This window comes from Streptomyces spectabilis, from assembly GCF_008704795.1.
Taxonomy (GTDB): domain Bacteria; phylum Actinomycetota; class Actinomycetes; order Streptomycetales; family Streptomycetaceae; genus Streptomyces; species Streptomyces spectabilis.
Genome location: NZ_CP023690.1, coordinates 3,126,326 through 3,140,885, shown reverse-complemented (window position 1 = coordinate 3,140,885; position 14,560 = coordinate 3,126,326). Strand labels below are relative to the sequence as shown.

The following is a 14,560-nucleotide window of genomic DNA, read 5'->3' as shown; positions in this document are numbered from 1 at the left end:
CGTGACAGGGGATCGCGGCTACGGGGGCCGGTAGTAGAGGACCAAAGTCCTGTGGGGCGGCTCACCGCCCACCCCCCTGTTTCATCACAGAACGCACAAGGCCGTTCACGGCCGCGGGGCCTCGAATGTGACCGGCGCCTCGAACGCGGCCCGCCGCGTGGCCCGGCGCAGCGCCTTCAGGACGGCCGGGCCGAGCGCCAGGCTCAGCACGACGGTGAGCACCGCCCGCGGCAGGTCCCAGCCCAGGGAGGTGGCCAGGCAGTACGCGAGGAAGCGGGTCAGGTTGTCGCCCACCGCGTCGCCGGGGACGAAGGAGACGCCGGTGGCGAGCCCGGAGAGGTAGGGCCAGCCGTGGAGGTTCATCACGGTCCCGTACAGGACGGAGGCCATCGCCCCGTACGCGCCGAGCAGCCACAGCTCACGGCGGCCGCGCAGGGAGTCGGCGCCCGGAAGCAGCCCCGCGCCCATGCACACCCACCCCATGGAGAGCATCTGGAACGGCATCCAGGGGCCGACGCCCCCGGTGAGCAGCGCCGAGGCGAACATCGACACGGCACCGAGCACGAACCCGAAGCCGGGCCCGAGCACGCGCCCGCTCAACACCATCAGGAAGAACATCGGCTCGATACCCGCCGTGCCCGCCCCGAGCGGCCGCAGCGCGGCCCCGGCGGCGGCGAGCACCCCCAGCATCGCGATGGCCTTCGCGTCCAGGCCGACGTCCGAGATCGTTGCCACGACGATGCCTACCAGCAGGGGGAGCAGGGCCGCGAACAGCCATGGCGCGTCCTGCGCGTGGGCGCTCAGCTCCGACTCGGGTCCTGCGAGCAGGGGCCAGCCGAAGGCCGCCACGCCGATGGCGCTCACCAGGGTCAGGGCGGCCACGGAGCGGGGGCCAAGCCTTATGGGGCGTACCTGGGCGTTTTGTTCTCCGCGGGTCGTCGGGGGCTGGTCGCGCAGTTCCCCGCGCCCCTCAGGGGCGCTCCTTCCCTCACCCATCCAAATCCTCCAGGGCATCTCGTACCTGGGCCACAGTGAGCCAACGCTGCGGTGCGAGCACCTTGGTGACCTGGGGAGCGAAGGCCGGGGACGACACGACGACCTCCGCGGTGGGGCCGTCGGCGACGACCTCGCCGTCGGCGAGGATCACCACCCGGTGCGCCAGCTCGGCCGCCAGCTCCACGTCGTGCGTGGCGAGGACGATCGCGTGGCCCTCGGCGGCGAGCCCGCGCAGGATCGTGACCAGGCGGGCCTTGGCCGCGTAGTCCAGGCCGCGGGTCGGCTCGTCGAGGAGCAGCAGCGGCGGGCGGGCCGTGAGGACGATCGCGAGGGCGAGGGCCAGGCGCTGGCCCTCCGACAGGTCCCTCGGGTGGGTGTCGTCGGCGATGCCCGGGAGCAGCTCCGCCACCAGGTCGCGGCAGCTGCCCGCGGGCGCCTCGGCGTCGTGGTCGGCGGCGGCGCACTCGGCCGCGACCGTGTCCGCGTACAGCAGGTCGCGCGGCTCCTGCGGGACGAGGCCGACGCGGCGGATCAGCTCGCGCGGTGCGGTGCGGTGCGGGGCCGCGCCGCCGACGCGGACCGTTCCCGCCGTCGGCGGCAGCAGGCCCACCAGGGTGGACAGGAGCGTGGACTTGCCCGCGCCGTTGCGGCCCATCAGCGCGATGGTCTCGCCCGGCGCCACGCTCAGGTCGACGCGCCGCAGCGCCTCGACGCGCCCCCGGCGCACCGCGAGCCCCTGGACCCGCGCGCCGGTCGCGGCCGCGCCCTGGTGCGCGGGCTCCTTCCGCCCCCGCCGCCACCACCGCCCCGCGGGGGCCGCGTCCCGCTCCTCGGGGGCGGCGGGCGCCGCGCCCCGCTCCGGCGGGGTGACGCCGTCGAGCCGCTCGCGCAGGCCGGCCGCCTTGCGGCGGGCGTCCCGCACGGTCAGCGGCAGCGGGGTGAGCCCGGCGAGGCGGCCGAGGGCCACGACGGGCGGGTACACCGGCGAGACGGCCATCAGCTCGGCCGGGTCGCCCAGGACGGGCGCCGCGCCGGGCGAGGGCAGGAGCAGCACCTGGTCGGCGTACTGCACGACCCGCTCCAGACGGTGCTCGGCCATCAGGACCGTGGTGCCCAGGTCGTGGACCAGGCGCTGGAGGACGGCCAGGACCTCCTCGGCCGCCGCCGGGTCGAGCGCGGACGTCGGCTCGTCGAGGACCAGGACCTTCGGGTGCGGGGTGAGGACGGAGCCGATGGCGACGCGCTGCTGCTGGCCGCCGGACAGGGTGGTGATGGGCCGGTCCCGCAGGTCGGCGAGGCCGAGCAGGTCCAGGGTCTCCTCGACGCGGCGGCGCATCACGTCCGGCGCGAGGCCGAGCGACTCCATGCCGTACGCCAGCTCGTCCTCCACCGTGTCCGTCACGAAGTGGGCCAGGGGGTCCTGGCCCACCGTGCCGACCACGTCGGCCAGCTCGCGCGGCTTGTGGGTGCGGGTGTCGCGGCCCGCCACGGTCACCCGGCCGCGCAGCGTGCCGCCGGTGAAGTGCGGCACGAGCCCGCTGACGGTGCCGAGCAGCGTGGACTTGCCGACCCCGGAGGAGCCGACCACCAGGACCAGCTCGCCCTCGGGGACGGCCAGGTCCACGTGGTCGACGGTGGGGCGTGCCGTGCCCTCGTACCGTACGGAGACGTCCTCGAACCGGATCATGGTCATGGGCTCTGCTCCTCGGCGGCGGCGCCCCGGGACGGGCGGGGGACGGGGGCCTGCGCGGGCGGCGGCACCGGCGCGACGAGCGCCGGGAGCAGGCCGATCAGGATCGCCGCGGCGGGCCACAGCGGCAGCTCGGGCGCGACCAGCGGGACCACGCCGGGGTGCAGCTCGCTCGCCCCGGACGAACTCGCGGCGATCATCAGGGCCGCGACGGCGGCCCCCGACCCGGCGACGAGCCAGGCGCGCAGGCCCCACACGTCGGGCCGGTAGCGGGTGCGCACCGCGCGCCGGCCGCCGAGCCACAGACCGCCGAGCGCGGCGGCGAGCCCGGCGCCGAGCACCGGCAGTCCGTACGTCCCGCCGTCCGCGGTGAGCAGTCCGTACGTCCCCGCGCACACGCCGATCAGGCCGCCGAGCGTCAGGGCCGCCGTGGTCCTGCGCACCCGCGCGGGCACGGCGGCGGTGCGCCCGAAGCCGCGCGCGTCCATCGCGGCGGCAAGGGCCACGGACCGTTCGAGGGCGCCCTCCAGGACGGGCAGGCCGACCTGGAGGAGGCCGCGCACCCCGCGGTCCGGGCGCCCGCGCAGCCGGCGGGCGGCGCGCAGCCGCTGGACGTCGGCGATCAGGTTCGGCGCGAACGTCATCGCGACGACCACGGCGACGCCCGCCTCGTACAGGGCGCCGGGCAGGGACTTGAGGAGCCGGGCCGGGCTTGCCAGGGCGTTCGCGGCGCCCACGCAGATCAGCAGGCCCGCGAGGCGCACCCCGTCGTACAGTGCGAACACCACGCCCTCCGCGGTGACGCGGCCGCCGATCCGCACCCCCTGGGCCCAGTCCGGAAGCGGCACCTCCGGCAGCGTCACGATGAGGTGGGTGCCCGGGATCGGCGAGCCGAGGAACACGGCGAAGACCAGGCGGATGCCGATGACGAACAGGGCGATCTTCACGAACGCCCCGTACGCGCGCGCCCACGGCGCGGAGGTGCGCCGGGCCGCGACGACGTATCCGGCGACCCCGATGAGCAACCCGATGAGCAGCGGGTTCGTGGTGCGGGACGCGGCCGTGGCGAGCCCGAGGGCCCACAGCCACCAGGCGCCCGGGTGCAGGGCGTTGGAGCGGCCGGCCTCGGGGGCGAGGCGGCGGCGCCGGGCCGCCCGCACAGCGCGTGGGCTAGTCATCGCGGCGGGCCCGGCTCACCCGCGCCGGCGGCGGGCCTGCCAGACGCCCGCGGCGCCGAGCACGACCACGGCGGCGACACCGGCGAGCAGGCCGACGGACGGGCCGCCGTCGCCCTCGTCGGCGCCGCTCCGCTCGCCGCCGTCGCCGGACACCTGCTCGCCGCAGCCGGTCTTCGGGTAGTCGGAGATGGCGCACAGCAGCGCGTTGTTGTCGTAGCGCAGGGGCTTGGCGACGGCCGCGAGCGCGTCGGCGCTCGATCCGCCGTCGTCGATGCGGGCGCACGCGGTACGCGGCTTCGGCGGCGTCTTCCCGCCCGGCGCGTCGGCGGCGGTGCCGAAGTCGATGACGACCGCGATCCGCTTCTTCCCGGCCGCGGCCTTCGTGTCCGCGCAGACCGTGTCGAAGTCGGCGGTGCCGCGCGGCTTCTTCGCCGTCTTGGCGTCGGCGGCCACGGCGAAGCGGAACCCGTCCACGTCCCCGTCGTCCGGCCGTGCGATCGACGGGCCCTGGGTGGCGTACACCCACGCGCCGCCCTCGCCGCGCTGCCAGAACGACCAGTAGCGGTAGTCGGCGGCGTGGGCGGGGGCGGCCGCGCACAGCGCGAGCAGGGCGGCGAAGAGCACGGCCACCGCGCGGCGGCGGCCGTGCCCGCGACGGCGGTGCGTCACAGCTGGTTCTTCTTGCGGCCGCTCAGCAGGAAGCCGATGCCCGCGCCCGCGGCCAGGCCGACGCCGACGATCCACCAGACGCTCATGCCGCTGCCGTCGTCGTCCTTGTCCTTCTCCTCGTCGGACGCCTGCGCGCGCGGGGCCGGACCGGTCGCGTTGAGCTGCTTGACCAGGTCGGCGCCGCCGAAGTCGCGCGGGTCCAGGCCCGCGGCGTGGGCGGCGAAGACCAGCTGGGCGTAGGCGGCGGGGCCGCCCTGCTTGGCCCAGTCGGCGGAGTTGCCGGCGAGCCACTCGGCGGACTTCTTCGCCTGCTCGCCCCGGCCCGCGGCGGCGAGCGCGACGACCGCGTCGGCGGTGTTGCCGACGTCCGGCTTGTCCGTGGAGCCGGGCAGGGACGAGGTGAGGTGGCCGGACTTGCCGAGGGCGTCGACGAGGTAGCCGGTGCCGTTGGCTGCGGCCTGCTCGGCCGAGTCGGCCTCGGCGCACTTCGGCGCGGCGGCCTCCTTCTTCGGCGCGGTCACGACCAGGCCCTTGCCGAGGCCGCCGAGGACACCGGCCGCCGTGGCGTCGGCGTTCGGCGCGAGCTTGCCGGTCTTGGCGTCGGCGAGGCCGAAGGCGCCGCCGTCCTTGCCGCAGTCCAGGGCGAGCTTCGTCAGCGCGTCGTACGGCGACTTGCCCTTCTGCGACGTCACGGCCGCGGGCTTCTCGCCGGTGGCGGCGAGCGCGCCGATCACGATGCCGGTGGAGTTGGCGTCGCTCGGCAGGCCCGGGGTGTAGCCCCAGCCGCCGTCCTGGTTCTGCACGGACTTCAGCCAGGCGACGCCCTTGTCGACGGCCTTCTTCTCGCCGCCGAGCGCGGCGAGGGCCTGCACGGCCGCGGCCGTCGAGTTGCTGTCGACCTGGGCCTTGGAGTCGCAGGCCACGTCCGTGTCGGCGCGGTAGGCGGCGAAGCCGCCGCTGCCGCACTGCTGGCCGGTCAGCCAGTCCACGGCCTTCGTCGCGGGCGTGACACCGGTCGCGTCCTGCGCGAGCAGGGCGTACGACTGCCGGAACACGCCGTCGAACTTCGGGTCCGTCTTGCCGTACAGACCGGAGGGGAGCGCGCCGGAGGGCGAGGGGGACGCCCCGTCGGCGAGGGCGGCCGGGGCCGCGGCCGTGCCGAGGGCGGCGACGGCGGCCAGGGCAGCTGCGCTGCGGCGAACGTTCATGATGCGGCGGGTGCCTCTCCCTGCGGGGAGCCGGGCGGCACGGCACGACAGGGGCACCGGGCGGCTCCGGCTCCGTGTGCCTCGACGGTGCCGGCCATCGGTACGGTCCCGATGACACGAGCCGGTCACGCGCCGCACGAGGTGCTCCGGCTCGCCGCGGGCGGGTGGTGCCACGACGGCTTCTCCCGGGCCGGGCGAAGCCGAGACCTTGGGGACGGGCCGGTGCGGCTTCCCCTCGTACGTACGTGATGACGACCCGCACACTCTACCGGCCCGTACGCCGCCCCTCCCGGCCAGGCGCGGCCGGTGACCGCGCTCCGGCGCGGCCGGTGACCACGGTTCCGCGCGGCCGGTGATCGCGGTCTGGTGCGGCCCGCGCGGCGGGCGTAGCGTGGCGCAAGCCCCAGGCCGCGGCAGTTGAGGGGAGCGCGACCGTGACGGACCCGAGCCGTACGCAGCCGGACCGCATCGACGAGCAGACCGCCCGCACCTATCTGATCACCGGTGCCGCGTCGGGCATCGGCAGGGCCACCGCCCGCCAGTTGTCCGCGCGCGGACACCGGGTCATCGGCGCGGACCTCAAGGACACCGACATCAGCGCCGACCTCGGCACCGGGGAGGGCCGCGCCCTGCTCGCCGAGGCGGCGGCCGACCTCGGGGGCGGCCGGCTCGACGCCGTGATCGCCTGCGCCGGGGTCGCCGACCACGACCCCGTGACCGTGCGCGTGAACGCCTTCGGGGCGATCGCCACGCTCACCGGACTGCGTCCGCTGCTCGCCGCGGGCCGCCATCCGCGCGCGGCCGTCGTGGCGTCGGTGGCCGCCCTGCACCCCACCGACCCGGCGATCGTCGACGCCGTGCTCGCCGACGACGAGGCCGCGGCCGTCGCCGCCGCGCGCGCGGCGATCGACCGCGGCGAGCCGCAGCGGGTGTACACCTCCGCCAAGCACGCCCTCGTGCGCTGGGTGCGCCGCGCCGCCGTGAGCGACGCGTGGGCGGGCGCGGGCATCCCGCTGAACGCGATCGGGCCGGGCATCATCCGCACCCCCATGAGCCGCCCGATGATCGGGGACCCGGAGATCCGCGCGGTCGCCGACGCCGCCGTCCCCATGCCGCTGAACGGCTACGGAGAGGCGGAGCAGGTCGCCCCGCTGCTCGACTTCCTCACCTCGCCGGAGAACACGCACGTGACCGGCCAGGTGGTCTTCATCGACGGCGGCGCGGACGCGGTGCTGCGGGGCGAGGAGGGCTGGTGACGAGGCGGGCCCCGGGGCGCCGGGGCCTCGGGAGTCCCTGGGGCCTCGGGGGCCCGTGAGGCCTCACACCGCCACGTACGCCACCGGGTCGCTGCCCGGCACCGCCTGGGCCCGGCCCTGCTTCACGAGCCTGCGCAGATGCGCCTCGGCCTCGGAGACGGCGATGGTGCGCGAGCCGGAGGGGATGTCGGCCCAGGGCCGATTCCACTCCATGCGCTCGGCGAGCTGCCAGGGGGTGCGCTCCTCGGCGAGCAGCGCGAGCAGGCCCGCGAGCCGCTCCTCGTGGTGGGCGAGCAACTTCCGCACCCGGCCGTGCGCGTGGGCGAAGGCGTGCTGGTGCGCGGGCAGGACCTCCGCGACGCCGAGCCGCCCGACCCGCTCCAGGGAGTCCAGATAGTCCCCGAGGGGGTCGGTCACCGTCCTGTCGTCCGGATCCTCGTACAGGCCGATGTGCGGAGTGATGCCCGGCAGCAGGTGGTCCCCGCTGAACAGGCGCCCGCGGCCCGGCAGTCGAGCCGGGTGCTCCTCCTCCAGGTGCAGACAGACGTGGCCGGGGGTGTGGCCCGGAGTCCAGATCGCGCGCAGGCGGCGGCCGGGCAGATCGAGGAGTTCGCCGGGCGGGATCGGGCGGTCGGGCAGGGCGGGCAGCCGGGCGGCGAGCCCCGGGACGCGCCCCGCGTCGCGGGCGGCGGCCAGCGGCGCCACGTGCTCCGCGGGCGCGCCCGCGGCGGTCAGCTTGTCCACCAGGTACCCGAACCACCGCTCCATCGGATACTCCCGGGTGCGCCGCACCACGTGCGCGTCGGCCTCGTGCATCGCGAGCCACGCCCCGGAGGCGGCCCGCACCCGCGCGGAGAGGCCGTGGTGGTCGGGGTGGTGGTGGGTGAGCAGCACCCCGTGCACGGCGGCGACCTCGGTCCCGCACGCGGCGAGCCCCGCGACGAGCACGTCCCACCCCGCCGGGTCGTCCCAGCCGGTGTCGACCAGGACGGGGCCGCGGTCGGTGTCGAGCACGTACACCAGCGTGTGGCCCAGCGGGTTGTCCGGGATCGGCACGGCGACGCTCCACACGCCACCGCCGTGGTCGGTCGCACCCGTGCCCGTCACCCGCTGTGTCATCCGCCGCCCCGTCCCTGCCGCCGGAGCTGTCGGCCGCACGGCCGTTGCTCACTATAACTAGAACTGATATCAGTTCTGAAACAGCGTCAGGAAGCGTCCCGCAGGAGGCGGTCGGTCATGACGGAACTCGTGGAGCACGGACAGCTGTTCATCGGCGGGGAGTTGACCGATCCGGTCGGCAAGGACGTCATCGAGGTCGTCTCGCCGCACACCGGCGAGGTCTTCGCGCGGGTGCCGCACGCCGCGCCCGCCGACGTCGACCGGGCCGTCGCCCTCGCGCGTAAGGCGTTCGACGAAGGGCCCTGGCCGCGGATGGGCCTCGACGAGCGGATCGAGGCCGTCACGAAGATCAAGGACGGTCTCGCCGCGCGCCACGAGGAGCTGGCCCGGGTGATCAGCTCGGAGAACGGCACCCCGATCACCGCGTCCGTGATGGTGCAGGCCCTGGCCGCGATGATGGTCTGGGACGCGGCGATCACCACGGCGCGGGACTTCACGTACGAGGAGGCGCGCGACGGCGTGCTCGGCGGGATCCTGGTGCGGCGCGAGCCGATGGGCGTCGTCGCGGCCGTCGTGCCGTGGAACGTCCCGCAGTTCACCGCGGCGGCCAAGGTCGCGCCCGCGCTGCTCGCGGGCTGTCCGGTGATCCTCAAGACCTCGCCCGAGACGCCGCTCGACGCCTATGTCCTGGCCGAGATCGTCGCGGAGGCGGGCCTGCCGGAGGGCGTGCTCTCCATCGTCTCCGCGGGGCGGGAGGTCAGCGAGTACCTGGTCGGGCACCCCGGTGTCGACAAGGTGTCCTTCACCGGGTCCGTCGCCGCGGGCAAGCGCGTGATGGAGGTCTGCTCCCGCCATCTCACCCGCGTCACCCTGGAGTTGGGCGGCAAGTCGGCCGCCGTCATCCTGCCGGACGCCGACGCGGCGAGCGCGGTGGCGGGCATCGCGCCCTTCGCCTGGATGATCAACGGCCAGGCGTGCGTGGCCCAGACCCGCATCCTCGTGCCGCGCTCCCGCGCGGGCGAGTTCGCCGAGGCCTTCGCCGCCGCCGCGTCGGCGCTCAAGGTCGGCGACCCGATGGACCCGGCGACCGAACTCGGGCCGCTGGTCGCCGAGCGGCAGCAGCGGCGCTCGCTCGACTACATCCGCATCGGCCAGGAGGAGGGCGCCAAGATCCTCGCGGGCGGCGGCCGCCCCGCCGGGTTCGACCGCGGCTGGTACGTCGAGCCGACGCTGCTCGGCGGCGTCGACAACTCCATGCGGGTCGCCCGCGAGGAGATCTTCGGGCCCGTCATCTGCCTCATCGAGTACGGCGACGAGGAGGAGGCCGTGCGGATCGCCAACGACTCCGAGTACGGCCTCAGCGGCACCGTGTGGACCGCCGACGTCGAGCGCGGCCTGGACGTCGCCCGCCGCGTGCGCACCGGCACGTACTCCGTGAACACCTTCAGCCTGGACATGTCCGGCCCCTTCGGCGGCTACAAGAACTCCGGCATCGGCCGGGAGTTCGGACCCGAGGGGTACGGCGAGTACTTCGAGCACAAGATGATCCATCTGCCCGCCGGATACGCGCCCGAGGGGACCGGGGCCTGATGGGCGACCGCTGGCACGTCGAGGTCGACCGGTCCGTGTGCATCGGCTCCGGGATGTGCGCGGGTCTGGCGCCGGACGGCTTCGCCCTGGACTCCGCGCGCCAGTCGCACCCCAGGCGGGCCGAGACGGACGCGGCCGAGCAGATCCTGGAGGCCGCCGAGGGCTGCCCGGTCGAGGCCATCACGATCACCCTGCTCGGCAGCGGCGAGGTGGTGTTCCCGCCGGAGGAGTAGGCCTGCCCGCAGGGCCTCGGGCGGCAGGGCCTACGTCTCCGACGCCGTCAGGTCGATCAGTCGGCACACCATCTCGATGTCGATCTTCACCTGGGCGATGGAGGCCCGCCCGGAGAGCCAGGTGATCAGCGCCGAGTGCCAGGTGTGCTCGATCACCCGCACCGCGGAGAGCTGCGCCGCGGTCGGCTGTCCGTCCAGGCCCATGGCGTCCAGGACGATCGCGGTCGTGAGCCGCGAGACCGTGTCCACCTCGGGGCTCACGGAGCGGTCGGCGAAGGTCAGGGCGCGCACCATCGCGTCCGCGAGGTGCGGCTCGCGCTGGAGCGCGCGGAAGGCCCGCATCAGCGTCTCCGCGACCCGCTCGGCGGGCGTCTCGCCGGCGGGCGGCCGCTTGCGCAGCGTGGTGTGCATCTGCTGGAGCTGGTCCTGCATCGTCGCGACGAGCAGGTGCACCTTCGAGGGGAAGTAGCGGTAGAGCGTGCCGAGGGCGACCCCGGCGGCCTCCGCGACCTCGCGCATCTGGACCGCGTCGAAGCCGCCGCGGCTGGCCAGTTGGGCGCTGGCGTGCAGGATGCGGCGGCGGCGCGCCTCCTGGCGCTCGGTGAGCGGCGACGCCGTCGCCCGCGCCCCGGCCGTCTTCGCGTCAGCTGTCATCGTCCCGTCGCCCCGTCAGTCCCGTCGGCCGTCCCTGGGGTCCCGGGAGTCCCGAGCCCGTACCGCTCATCCGCAAAAGATCCCACAGTTCCGCCCCGCGGTCCCGTCCCGCGGGCCGCGGGACCGCACAGCATGGCAGGGCGTTCGCCGTGGTGCGAATCACCTGATCCGGGCCTTCCGGCCTGGCTACCTGCCGGTAGATTCAAGCGCGTCCGGCGATCACGGGCGGTCGCGATGGGAACAAACTCTGAAACTTGTTCTACATTACCGTCCCGGCGTAGTCTCGCGGGCAACTGAAGGAAGAAGGGGGCCGACAGTGACCGCTGAGGCCAGAGAGGCGGGCCCCCCGCCGGGGTCGGCGATGGACGGCGGCCGCGCGCTGCGCATCGCACTCCTGACCTACAAAGGGAACCCGTTCTGCGGCGGCCAGGGCGTGTACGTGCGCCACCTCTCCCGTGAGCTCGTCCGGCTCGGCCACCGCGTCGAGGTCATCGGCGCCCAGCCCTATCCGGTGCTCGACGAGGGCGAGGACCTCGAAGGCCTCCGCCTGACCGAGCTGCCGAGCCTGGACCTCTACCGCCAGCCCGACCCCTTCCGCACGCCCAAGCGCGACGAGTACCGCGACTGGGTCGACGCCCTCGAAGTCGCCACGATGTGGACCGGCGGCTTCCCGGAGCCGGTCACCTTCAGCCTGCGGGCCCGGCGCCATCTGCGCGCCCGGCGCGGGGCGTTCGACGTCATCCACGACAACCAGACGCTCGGCTACGGCCTGCTCGGCGACCTCGGCGCCCCGCTGGTCACGACCATCCACCACCCGATCACCGTCGACCGGCAGCTCGAACTCGACGCGGCCGCCGACTGGAAGCGCCGCGCGTCCGTGCGCCGCTGGTACGCGTTCACGCGCATGCAGAAGCGTGTCGCGCGCCGCCTGCCGTCGATCGTCACGGTCTCCGGCACCTCGCGCCAGGAGATCGTCGACCACCTCGGCGTGCGCCCGCAGCGGATCAACGTCGTCCACATCGGCGCCGACACCGACCTCTTCTCACCCGACCCCGCCGTGCCGGAGGTGCCGGGCAGGATCGTGACGACGTCCAGCGCGGACGTCCCGCTCAAGGGCCTGATCCATCTCGTCGAGGCGCTCGCGAAGGCCCGTACGGAGCACCCCGACGCGCACCTCGTCGTGGTCGGCAAGCGCCCCGAGGAGGGCCCGGTCGCCGCCGCCGTCGAGCGGTACGGCCTCGAAGGGGCCATCGAGTTCGTCAAGGGCATCTCGGACGCGGAACTCGTCGACCTGGTGCGCTCGGCGCAGGTGGCCTGCGTGCCCTCCCTGTACGAGGGCTTCTCGCTGCCCGCGGCCGAGGCGATGGCCACGGGGACGCCGCTGCTCGCCACGACCGGCGGGGCCATCCCGGAGGTCGCGGGGGCCGACGGGGAGACGTGCCTCGCGGTGCCGCCCGGCGACCCGGGCGCCCTCGCCGCGGGCCTCGGACGCCTCCTGGGCGACGCGGAGCTGCGGGCGCGGCTCGGCGCGGCCGGGCGCGCCCGGGTCCTCGACAGGTTCACCTGGGCGCGGGCCGCACAGGGCACGGTGGAGCGCTACCGCGCGGCCATGGACTGCTCCCCGGGCCCGGTCCCGGTCCGCGCCGCGGCCCCGCGGGAGGCCGCTCCCGCGGCCGCCCTCCCCGAAGTTGCTGGCTCCCACCACGAAAGCAGGACCCCGTGCTGACCGTCGACTTCACCCGCTTCCCGCTCGCGCCGGGGGACCGCGTCCTCGACCTCGGCTGCGGGGCCGGACGGCACGCCTTCGAGTGCTACCGGCGCGGCGCCCAGGTGGTGGCGCTCGACCGGAACGGCGAGGAGATCCGCGAGGTCGCCAAGTGGTTCGCGGCGATGAAGGAGGCGGGCGAGGCCCCCGCGGGCGCCACCGCGACCGCGATGGAGGGCGACGCGCTCAACCTGCCCTTCCCCGACGAGTCGTTCGACGTCGTGATCATCTCCGAGGTGATGGAGCACATCCCCGACGACAAGGGCGTCCTCGCGGAGATGGTCCGGGTCCTCAAGCCCGGCGGCCGCATAGCGGTCACCGTGCCGCGCTACGGCCCGGAGAAGGTCTGCTGGACGCTCAGCGACGCGTACCACGAGGTCGAGGGCGGCCACATCCGCATCTACAAGGCGGACGAACTCCTCGCGAAGATGCGCGAGTCGGGCCTCAAGCCCTACGGCACCCACCACGCGCACGGCCTGCACTCCCCGTACTGGTGGCTCAAGTGCGCGTTCGGCGTCGACAACGACAAGGCGCTGCCCGTCCGCGCGTACCACAAGCTCCTGGTCTGGGACATCATGAAGAAGCCGCTGGCGACGAAGCTCGCCGAGCAGGCCCTGAACCCGCTGATCGGCAAGAGCTTCGTGGCGTACGCGACCAAGCCGCACCTGCCGCGCGCCGCCGCCGCTCCCGCCACCGCTCCCGTCGACGCGAAGGCCGGGGCGTGACGAGTCCCGAGCGCACCGAACACCTGGTCCTGCCCGGCGTTCTGACGGCACATCAGGCGGCGGACACGGTCCGCGGCATCCTCGCCGCACAGCGCCCGGACGGCGCCATACCGTGGTTCCGCGGCCACCACCTGGACCCGTGGGACCACACCGAGGCGGCCATGGCCCTGGACGCGGCCGGCGAGCACGCGGCCGCCGCCCGCGCCTACGACTGGCTCGCCCGGCACCAGAACGCGGACGGCTCCTGGTACGCGGCGTACGCCGACGGCGACCCGGACGCCGTCACGGACCGCGGCCGCGAGACCAACTTCTGCGCGTACGTGGCCGTCGGCGTCTGGCACCACTATCTGACCACCGGCGACGAGGTGTTCCTCGACCGCATGTGGCCGGTGGTCGTGGCCGCCGTCGAGTTCGTGCTCGCGCTGCAGCAGCCGGGCGGCCAGATCGGCTGGAAGCGGGAGCCGGACGGCACCCCGGTCGCCGACGCGCTCCTGACCGGCTCCTCCTCCATCCACCAGGCGCTGCGCTGCGCCCTCGCCGTCGCCGAGACGCGCGAGGACCCGCAGCCCGACTGGGAGCTGGCGGCGGGTGCACTGGCCCACGCGATCCGGCGGCACCCCGAGCGGTTCCTCGACAAGGACCGCTACTCGATGGACTGGTACTACCCCGTCCTCGGCGGCGCGCTCACCGGGGCCGAGGCCAAGGCCCGCATCGAGGAGGGCTGGGACCGCTTCGTGGTGCCGGGGCTCGGCGTGCGCTGCGTGGTGCCCAACCCGTGGGTGACCGGCGGCGAGAGCGCCGAACTCGCCCTCGCCCTGTGGGCCCTCGGCGAGTCCGACCGCGCCGTGGACGTCCTGAAGTCCATCCAGCACCTGCGCGACGACGCGACCGGCCTGTACTGGACGGGCTACGTGTACGACGACGCGGCGGTCTGGCCCGTCGAGCAGACCACCTGGACGGCGGGCTCCCTGCTGCTCGCGGTGGCGGCGCTCGGCGGCGACGAGGCCACCTGCCGGGTCTTCTCGGGCACGGACCTGCCGGAGGGCCTGGACCCGGACTGCTGCTAGCCGTCGCCCGGCGTCAGTGTCGCCGGAGCCGCCCGGCCACGAGGTGGCCGACCACGAGGTACACGGCGGCGGCCAGGCCGTAGCCCGCCACGACCCGCGCCCACCGCTCGTCGAAGGTGAACAGGTCGTGCGACCAGCTCGCCAGCCACCGGGCGACGTCGCGCACGACCTGCACCAGGTCGTTGCCCCGGTTGGCCTCAAGGAGGTCCATCAGGATCCACAGGACGATGACGACGGCCGCCACGTCCGCGATGACGACGATGACCTTCGCGGCGTCGGCGCCGCCTCGGGTGCTCTTGGTGAATCGGGGGGACATGAGGGGCGAGTACCGGCCCCGCGGCCGTTGAAACCCGAAGGGGCCGGGGCCCGCCCCGGCGCCGGGGGCCTCCAACGGACCCGCCCGCCTTGCG

Annotated in this window: 14 protein-coding genes; 6 read left to right on the top strand and 8 right to left on the bottom strand. The window is 74.9% G+C overall.

Going from position 1 to position 14,560, the window contains the following annotated elements; genetic code table 11:
• Positions 1-105 precede the first annotated feature (105 nt).
• Genes CP982_RS13620 through CP982_RS13600 form a run of 5 tightly spaced genes read right to left on the bottom strand, consistent with a single transcriptional unit; the run spans position 106 to position 5,741 of the window.
• Complete coding sequence (locus CP982_RS13620) at positions 106-996, bottom strand: ECF transporter S component (RefSeq protein WP_184924988.1); 891 nt, start codon at positions 994-996, stop codon at positions 106-108.
• A complete protein-coding gene (locus CP982_RS13615) occupies positions 989-2,683 on the bottom strand; it encodes an ABC transporter ATP-binding protein (protein ID WP_150515462.1) in 1,695 nt (564 codons plus the stop codon). The genes CP982_RS13620 and CP982_RS13615 overlap by 8 nt, the downstream gene beginning before the upstream one ends.
• A 2-nt stretch (positions 2,684-2,685) precedes the next feature.
• Positions 2,686-3,864: an energy-coupling factor transporter transmembrane component T gene (locus CP982_RS13610; protein WP_150510772.1), complete on the bottom strand. Its 1,179-nt coding sequence runs from the start codon at positions 3,862-3,864 to the stop codon at positions 2,686-2,688.
• 15 nt (positions 3,865-3,879) lie between these two features.
• The gene (locus CP982_RS13605; protein WP_150510771.1) at positions 3,880-4,533 is read right to left on the bottom strand and encodes an SCO2322 family protein; all 654 of its coding nucleotides are present in this window, start codon (positions 4,531-4,533) and stop codon (positions 3,880-3,882) included.
• Complete coding sequence (locus tag CP982_RS13600) at positions 4,530-5,741, bottom strand: SCO2321 family membrane protein (RefSeq protein WP_150510770.1); 1,212 nt, start codon at positions 5,739-5,741, stop codon at positions 4,530-4,532. The genes CP982_RS13605 and CP982_RS13600 overlap by 4 nt, the downstream gene beginning before the upstream one ends.
• A gap of 434 nt (positions 5,742-6,175) precedes the next feature.
• Between CP982_RS13600 and CP982_RS13595 the strand changes: the two genes are divergently transcribed.
• The gene (locus CP982_RS13595; protein WP_229878905.1) at positions 6,176-6,997 is read left to right on the top strand and encodes an SDR family oxidoreductase; all 822 of its coding nucleotides are present in this window, start codon (positions 6,176-6,178) and stop codon (positions 6,995-6,997) included.
• Positions 6,998-7,060: 63 nt separating this feature from the next.
• On the opposite strand, the gene CP982_RS13590 is transcribed toward CP982_RS13595, so the two are convergent.
• Positions 7,061-8,116, bottom strand: a complete 1,056-nt coding sequence (locus CP982_RS13590) for a Strvi_7410 family MBL fold metallo-hydrolase (RefSeq protein WP_150510769.1) — start codon at positions 8,114-8,116, stop codon at positions 7,061-7,063.
• Positions 8,117-8,233: 117 nt separating this feature from the next.
• On the opposite strand from CP982_RS13590, the gene CP982_RS13585 reads away from it, so the two are divergent.
• Both CP982_RS13585 and CP982_RS13580 read left to right on the top strand, forming a co-directional pair.
• On the top strand, positions 8,234-9,706 hold the full coding sequence (locus CP982_RS13585; protein WP_150510768.1) for an aldehyde dehydrogenase: 1,473 nt from the start codon (positions 8,234-8,236) through the stop codon (positions 9,704-9,706).
• Positions 9,706-9,939, top strand: coding sequence for a ferredoxin (locus CP982_RS13580; RefSeq protein WP_150510767.1), 234 nt, complete (start codon positions 9,706-9,708; stop codon positions 9,937-9,939). The genes CP982_RS13585 and CP982_RS13580 overlap by 1 nt, the downstream gene beginning before the upstream one ends.
• Before the next feature lie 30 nt (positions 9,940-9,969).
• On the opposite strand, the gene CP982_RS13575 is transcribed toward CP982_RS13580, so the two are convergent.
• Positions 9,970-10,593 (bottom strand): TetR family transcriptional regulator, encoded by a 624-nt coding sequence (locus CP982_RS13575; RefSeq protein ID WP_150510766.1) that lies wholly within the window; start codon positions 10,591-10,593, stop codon positions 9,970-9,972.
• A gap of 316 nt (positions 10,594-10,909) precedes the next feature.
• On the opposite strand from CP982_RS13575, the gene CP982_RS13570 reads away from it, so the two are divergent.
• Genes CP982_RS13570 through CP982_RS13560 form a run of 3 tightly spaced genes read left to right on the top strand, consistent with a single transcriptional unit; the run spans position 10,910 to position 14,150 of the window.
• Positions 10,910-12,319 (top strand): glycosyltransferase family 4 protein, encoded by a 1,410-nt coding sequence (locus tag CP982_RS13570; protein WP_150510765.1) that lies wholly within the window; start codon positions 10,910-10,912, stop codon positions 12,317-12,319.
• Complete coding sequence (locus CP982_RS13565) at positions 12,313-13,083, top strand: class I SAM-dependent methyltransferase (RefSeq protein WP_150510764.1); 771 nt, start codon at positions 12,313-12,315, stop codon at positions 13,081-13,083. The genes CP982_RS13570 and CP982_RS13565 overlap by 7 nt, the downstream gene beginning before the upstream one ends.
• The gene (locus CP982_RS13560; RefSeq protein ID WP_150510763.1) at positions 13,080-14,150 is read left to right on the top strand and encodes a prenyltransferase/squalene oxidase repeat-containing protein; all 1,071 of its coding nucleotides are present in this window, start codon (positions 13,080-13,082) and stop codon (positions 14,148-14,150) included. The genes CP982_RS13565 and CP982_RS13560 overlap by 4 nt, the downstream gene beginning before the upstream one ends.
• A gap of 13 nt (positions 14,151-14,163) precedes the next feature.
• Here CP982_RS13560 and CP982_RS13555 read toward each other — a convergent pair whose 3' ends face one another.
• Positions 14,164-14,466 (bottom strand): hypothetical protein, encoded by a 303-nt coding sequence (locus tag CP982_RS13555; protein WP_150510762.1) that lies wholly within the window; start codon positions 14,464-14,466, stop codon positions 14,164-14,166.
• Positions 14,467-14,560: the final 94 nt, after the last annotated feature.